The 6,432-nt window shown below is 69.7% G+C and carries 6 protein-coding genes; 1 reads left to right on the plus strand and 5 read right to left on the minus strand.

Going from position 1 to position 6,432, the window contains the following annotated elements; genetic code table 11:
• Positions 1-831 (minus strand): amidohydrolase family protein (locus IJH84_RS00340; RefSeq protein WP_295138790.1); only part of this gene is annotated, 831 nt, incomplete at its 3' end.
• A 26-nt stretch (positions 832-857) separates the two neighbouring features.
• Positions 858-1,934 carry an MAB_1171c family putative transporter gene (locus IJH84_RS00345; RefSeq protein ID WP_295138793.1) on the minus strand — a complete coding sequence of 359 codons (1,077 nt, stop codon included), beginning with the start codon at positions 1,932-1,934 and terminating at the stop codon, positions 858-860.
• Positions 1,935-2,223: 289 nt separating this feature from the next.
• On the opposite strand from IJH84_RS00345, the gene IJH84_RS00350 reads away from it, so the two are divergent.
• Positions 2,224-2,655, plus strand: coding sequence for a nitroreductase family deazaflavin-dependent oxidoreductase (locus tag IJH84_RS00350; RefSeq protein WP_200073380.1), 432 nt, complete (start codon positions 2,224-2,226; stop codon positions 2,653-2,655).
• 135 nt (positions 2,656-2,790) lie between these two features.
• Here the strand turns inward: IJH84_RS00350 and IJH84_RS00355 are convergent, their stop codons facing one another.
• The 3 genes from IJH84_RS00355 to IJH84_RS00365 all read right to left on the minus strand — a co-directional run.
• Positions 2,791-3,651, minus strand: a complete 861-nt coding sequence (locus tag IJH84_RS00355) for a dihydrodipicolinate synthase family protein (protein ID WP_295138796.1) — start codon at positions 3,649-3,651, stop codon at positions 2,791-2,793.
• A 283-nt stretch (positions 3,652-3,934) separates the two neighbouring features.
• Entirely contained in the window at positions 3,935-4,948 is a 1,014-nt protein-coding gene (locus IJH84_RS00360; protein WP_295138799.1) for a methyltransferase, read from the minus strand.
• Positions 4,949-5,308: 360 nt separating this feature from the next.
• On the minus strand, positions 5,309-6,432 hold a 1,124-nt coding region (locus tag IJH84_RS00365; RefSeq protein ID WP_295138802.1), incomplete at its 5' end, for an enoyl-CoA hydratase-related protein.

Genomic DNA, 6,432 nt, shown 5'->3' on the forward strand with positions numbered 1-6,432 from the left:
CCAGTCCGAGGGCCAGGCCGGGCAGGCGCGGATGCCGCGAGCGGCCATGCGCTCGGCGATGTCCGGGTGCTCGTCGAGACCGCCTTGGCCGTCCAGGCGCATCCAAGTGCAGTGCTCGACCGTGTCGACCCCGGCGTCCACCGCCGAGCGGCTGATCGCGGTGCCGGGGGCGTGCGCGGCGACCGGAAGCCCGCGCCGGTGGGCCTCGCCGACGATGAACCGCAGGTCCTCGTCGCTGAACTGGGCCTCCCACGGCTTGGGCGAATCGGGCGTGACGTGCCCGCCGGAAGCCATCACCTTGATCAGGTCGACGCCCTGCTCGGCCTGGTGCCGAATGTGCTCGCGGATCTCCGCGCGCCCCGCGACCGCGCCCCCGAGGAACCAGCAATGCCCTCCCGGAGTGGTCAACGGGACACCGGCGGACAGGATGCGCGGACCGAACCGGTCGCCGCCGGCGATTGACGAGCGCAGCCGCAGCGCCAACCCCGACCGGTCCCCGAGGTCGCGCACGGTGGTCGTACCGGTCGCTGCGATGCGGCGCGCGCGATCGGCCATCTCGGCCAGCAGCTCCTCGTCACCGACCTGCTGCAACGACTCGACGACCTCGGCCGTCCCGTTGAAGGCGAGGTGGACGTGCGCGTCGATGAGGCCCGGCAGGATCGTGCCGTCCGGGAAGTCCTCGCGGTCGATTCCGGGCCCGGCTCGCCGGGCCACCTCGTCCGTCGGCCCGGCGGCGACCACGGTGTCCCCGTCGATCAGCACGGCACCTTCGTCGATGCGGTCCTCGGCTGGTCCGCGCAGCAGGGTTCGGGCGGTGAGCAGGCGTTGCAAGGAAGGGAACCTCGGAGTCGGGGACGTCAGCGGGCGAGGGACAGCGACAGTTGGCGCAGTTGTTCGGCGTCGGCTTCGGCGTCCTCGCCTTCCGCCGGCGCGGCGACGAGGACCGCGCTCGTCGAGCTCGGCACCACACCGTCCTTGCGCAGTTGGAGAGCCTCCAGCAGCTGCTCGGACGTGATGCGGCCCGGCTGCTGCGGATCCAACCCGACATCGACCAGGTGCGGGGAGAGCTGCACCAGCCCGTCCCGGCATTCGATCAGCCGCCGCCAGTAACGACGATGCAAGCCGGCGGGCGAGATCCGGTCGAACCACGGCGCCGGGCGCCGGTGCGTGTCGAGCGCGTCCGCCGGAAACGCCTCGTGCAAGACCTGCCACAACGGCTGCAGATCGTTGTAGACCCGGCGGTGCCGCCACCACACCCAGGCGGCGGCGAGCCGGGCCACCGCACCGGCCACGCACACCCCGAGCACGAACAGCCACAGCGACGGGCCGATCAGCTTGTTCACGACGCCGGACGACGCAGGCGCGTGCGGGAACACGATCAGCACGGCCCGCAACCCGGACAGCGCTGCGAAAGCGGCCAGACCTGCCGAAGCCAGTCGCAATCCGAAACGGGTCCTGCGGGTGGATTCGCGGGCATAACGCACCGCCCACATCGCCGCCGCGCCGGTGGCATAGGCGAAGTAGGCGTTGCCGAGTACGTAGAAGACCAGCACCGTCGGATAGCGGGCGGAGGCCAGCGCAGGGCTGGTCGGGTAAACCGCATCCGGGTTCGGAGTGAGCACCACCGCCAGCGTCAGCACGCCCAGCACGGCCGCGAGGATCGCCGCCTCCCGCGCTGCCCTGCGCGCACCGGCACCGGCGGCGAACAGGAAGAACAGCAGCAAGCAACACCAGCTGCCGGCCAGCGCGTAATTCTTGATCAGCTTCTCGACCGCGGGAGCGAGGTGGAAGGCGTCGCGGAGGGCGGCCATGACCGCGGGGCTGTCCGCGGCCCGCAGGATCAGGCAGGCCACCACCGCTCGCAGCGCCGCACTGCCCGGGTCGCGCACCAGCCGGTAGATGAACCAGGCGGGCACGAGGACGAATGCGAACAACGAAGTCAGGCTCATACCCAGGTTTCCCGCTGGTCTCCCGAAAGGTGCTGCACACGGCCTGCAGCCGGTCGTGCTGGTGATGGGGCGACGGCTGCTTCGCGTCAGGGTAGTCATGACGATCTCGGTCCCGCACCGGTTTCGCGCGAAGCGTCCGGCTGGTCACCGGTGACGGCTGGACAGCAGCAGCGGCACCGCGGGGGCGGACTGCACCGACCGCTGCCTGCGCCCGTCCGATTCCCGACCGCGGATCCGCGGAATAACGGCGGCTCCGAGGTTGTTGATCTCCCACATGTCGAACGAGACCGTGGAGTTCAACCCCACCGACTGGGTGCGAGAACAGACGAAGAAGATCGTCGAAACCGGGACCACCGAGGGCCTCGACGTCCAAGGGTCACCGATCGTGCTGCTCACCCTGCGCGGCGCGAAGAGCGGCAAGCTGCGCTACACCCCCGTGATGCGGGTCGAGCACAACGGCAGCTACGCGGTGATCGCGTCCAAGGGCGGCGCTCCCGAGCACCCCAGCTGGTACTACAACATCAAGGCATACCCCGAGTTCCCGCTGCAGGACGGCACCGTGACCAAGGACTACGTGGCACGCGAGGTCGAAGGCGCGGAACGAGCCGAGTGGTGGGACCGGGCCGTCGCGGCCTACCCGTCCTACGCCGACTACCAGGAAAAGACCGACCGGCACATCCCGGTGTTCGTGCTCGACCCGAAATGACGAGCGTGCCGGCGGCATCCGTGCCGCCGGCTTCGCTGCGCCGACCACAGCGGACCTCCCGGCGCCGCGGGGAGAACGCCCGGACTGCGAGGCACGACCAGCACTTCGCAGCTACCGGCACGCCCCTCGCGGGAGTCACCTCAGCGCGGCGATCGCGCGCTCCAGCTCGGCACGTCCCTCGGCGTCGACCGAGTCGAGCGCCATCCGGCTCGTTCCGGCGGCGACGCCCTGCAATGCCAAGCCGGCCTTCATCCGCTCCGGATCACCGCGCACGGCATCGACGGCGATGTCCACCGCCGCCTGCAACCGGGATGCCGCCTCGTCGTCGTGCGCGCCCGCGGCGGCCTCGACGAACGGCTTGGGGAACACCGAGGCGACCCCGGACACGACACCGTCGACACCGTGCGCTGCCGCCCTGGCGACGTCCCGGTCGCCACCGGTGAACAGCTGGAAGCCGGGCGGAACCGCCTCCCGGTACGCGGCGACCGCCTCGATCGTCTCGCCGCTGATCTTGGCGCCGACGACGTTCGGCAACGCCGCGATCCGGGTGAGCAGCTCGGGTCCGACGGTGTTCCCGGTGCGTGCGGTGAACAGGTAGGCGTAGACCTCGAGGTCGTCGGCCGCGGCGGTCACCGACCGGTAGAACTCCACGATCGCGTCGTCCCCGGCGGGCAGGTAGTACGGGGTGATCACCGCGACCGCGCTCGCGCCCAGCTCGCGCACGTCCGCGATCAGCGAGCGGACCTGGAAAGCGCTTGGCGCGCCGACGTGCACCACTACCCGCTTGCCGCGCAGCACCTGGAGGCTGAGCTTCGCGAGTTCGTGCCGCTCCTGCCTGCTCAGGCTCGGGAACTCGCCGGTGGTGCCGAGCACGAACGCCCCGTCGGTGCCGGAATCCGCGATGAACTCGAGGATGCGGCGCGAGGCCGCCAGGTCGACGGAGCCGTCCGGGGCGAAGCCGACGGGTGCGGCGGTCAGCACGATGGGCGCGGTCATCTCGTTCCTTCCGGGCCGATTTCGTCGGCGTGCGGCGGCGATCGGAGAACCCCGCGGCTCGGGTGCCGACTCGGCGAGTCCGATCGAACCGGCGGCTTCCAGCGGCCGCCAGCCGCGGCTGGAAGAACGCGGCGTTCAGCGCACCCACGACCGCCCGCACTGGCGACGCGTTTCGGCGACCGTAGACGGTGCACGAAGTCGACCACAAGAGATCTCCGCGCCGGGGACGGTCGAGCGCGGCTGAGCCGGTAGGGCGACGGCGCATCCACTCCTGCCGCGGCGGCTATCCCGACTCCCGCTCGCCTTCCACGATCGACAGCGGTGTGGATGTGGGGATCACGCGCGTCACGGACAGCCCGGCACCTGCGAACACCGCTTCGAACTCCGCCTTGGTCCGCTCCTTGCCCGACAGCGACGTCATGAGCAGCATGTCCAGCGCTTTTCCCGGATGCGGCTCATTTCCCGCCGGGATGACCGCATCGATCACGAAAACGCGGGCGTCCGGGTCCATCGCCTCGCGGCACCGCGCGAGAATGCGCGTGCTTTCCTCGTCGTCCCAGTCGTGCAGGATTCGCTTGAGGACGTAGGCATCGGCACCGGATGGCACCGCGCTGAAGAAGTCACCGATAACCGCTTCGCAGCCGCCGGAATGCCGGACTTCGCCGAGTCGATGTTGCGCGAGGACGTGCTCCTCATCGAAGAGCACGCCGTGCAGGTTCGGCGACTTCCGGAGGACTTCCACCAGGAAGCCGCCCTGGCCACCACCGACGTCGACCAGCTTCGAGCAGCCGGAGAAATCATAGTCCGCCGCGATCCGCCGGTTCTCCGAATCGGACATCGCAGCCATGCCGAAGTGGAAAGCATCGCCCGCTTGCTCGTCCTGGGCCAGCCAGTCGAAGAACGGCGCGGGAAAGACCTCCTCGAACCGCGTGGCGCCCGCGCGCACCGTCTCGTCGAGCAGTTCTGCGGGCTTCCAGAAAACCTGGTCGGTCAGCATCAGCACGGCCGAGCGCATCGAACGCGGCGCATCGGTGCGCAGCAACTCCGCCGATGGAGTCAGGTGGAACCTGCCCGCGTCGTCTTCGGCGAACACGTCCCGGGTGGCTAGGAAGCGAAGGAGCCGATGCAGGTACGGCCCGTGCACCCCCGCCGATTCGGCCAGTTCGTCCGGCTTTTTGGCCGATCCCGCGAGGTGGTCCGCGATGTTCAGCAGCGCGGCGGCGCGCAGCGCGGCCGAGTAGAAGTAGCCGACGCTCTGCTCGAGCAGCTGGAATTCCGGAGGCTGGGCACCGGACATACATTCTCCTCAGCGCCGACGAACACGACCGTCCATTTCCCGCGTTCATCTTCGCGAGCATCCGGACTGCACGTCAATGACACCTTGCACGACCGGACGGCGTCAGCAGCACCTTCTCGCACGCCAAAACCATCCACCAACTGCTCGGTATAATCCAAAACAAATATTCCCATCCGAAAATCCGCACAACTGCGCGCAGCGAACACATCGGCAGCGAAAGCCGACTGCATCGCAAGGAGTGAGCGGCGGCGAGTTCGCGGATGAGCGCACCCGCTCCGCGCAGCTCGGCGAACGAACCGACGACCTCGCCGCATGGTTCCCTCCGTTGCTGGGCCGGGTCCGGTGCCGGAGCACGAGCGATCAGCGGTTGCGCCAGCGAGGACGGCGCTTCTCGGCGAACGCGGTGACGCCTTCGACGCTGTCCTCGCTGACCATCAGCTCGTCCAACGCGGGTGACGGGTGCGCGACCGCGTCGACGGTGTCGGCGATGCCCGCGGTCTCGTTCATGATCTGCAACGAGACGCGGACCGAGGTGGGTGAGCCGTCCAGGATCTCGGCGGCCAGCGCGCGAGCGCCCTCCAGCGCGGCGCCCGGGCCGACGACGCGATTGACCAAGCCGTGCTGCTGAGCTTCGGCCGCGGTGAGCCGCTTGCCGGTCAGGATCATCTCGTTGGCCAGCTTCGGCGGCACCGCGCGCGGCAGCCTGATGAGACCGCCGGATCCCGCGACGAGTCCGACCTTGACCTCGGACAGCGCGAAGTGCGCGGTCTCGTCGGCCACCACCAGCTGGCAGGCCAGCGCGATCTCGCAGCCGCCGCCCATCGCGTATCCGTTGACCGCGGCGATCACCGGTTTGGTCATGTCCCGGCGGCCGGTCAGCCCCGCGAATCCGTTCTTGGGCACCCACATCGGCTTGCCGGATGCGGAGTAGTGCAGGTCGTTGCCCGCGGAGAACGCCTTGTCCCCGGCGCCGGTCAGGATCGCCACCCACAGCTCGGGGTCGGCGAAGAAGGCGTCGAAGACCTCGTCCAGTTCCTCGTTGGCCTGCGGGTGCAGGCTGTTGCGCGCCTCCGGGCGGTTGATCGTGACCTCGAGCAGGTGCCCGTCGCGGCGCGCCAGCACGTGTTCGTAGTCCTCGCGCAGCACCTTCGGGCGTGGCGGGAACAGCGCTTCCATCCGCTGCTCGGTGGTGGTGACGCGGTTGCCGAAGCCGAACGAGCGCGCGTAGACGCGGACGCCGATGGGCTCACCGGTCGAAAGCAGGTCGAGGGTTTCGGCGTCTTCGGTCGTGGCGATGAAGCGGCGGTCGTCGCCTTCCAGCCGTCCGATCACTATGCCGGTGCGGCGGCCGTCCTTGCCGTGCTTGACGGTGCAGGTCTCGACGGTGGCCCACCCGTCGGCCTGCAGCTCCTCCTCCGGCGCGGGCCAGGCGTCGATCTCGGCCTGCAACTGCGCGCTGCGGTCGCCGCGCCAGCCGGCGGGCG

The organism is Saccharopolyspora sp., from assembly GCF_017434145.1.
GTDB classification, from domain to species: Bacteria; Actinomycetota; Actinomycetes; order Mycobacteriales; family Pseudonocardiaceae; genus Saccharopolyspora_C; species Saccharopolyspora_C galaxeae.

What these genes read in the sequence shown, in the direction of transcription:
- IJH84_RS00360 (WP_295138799.1), bottom strand. Translation starts at nt 4,948, where the DNA reads ATGTCCGGTGCCCAGCCTCCGGAATTCCAGCTGCTCGAGCAGAGCGTC.
- IJH84_RS00355 (WP_295138796.1), bottom strand. Translation starts at nt 3,651, where the DNA reads ATGACCGCGCCCATCGTGCTGACCGCCGCACCCGTCGGCTTCGCCCCG.
- IJH84_RS00350 (WP_200073380.1), top strand. Translation starts at nt 2,224, where the DNA reads ATGTCGAACGAGACCGTGGAGTTCAACCCCACCGACTGGGTGCGAGAA.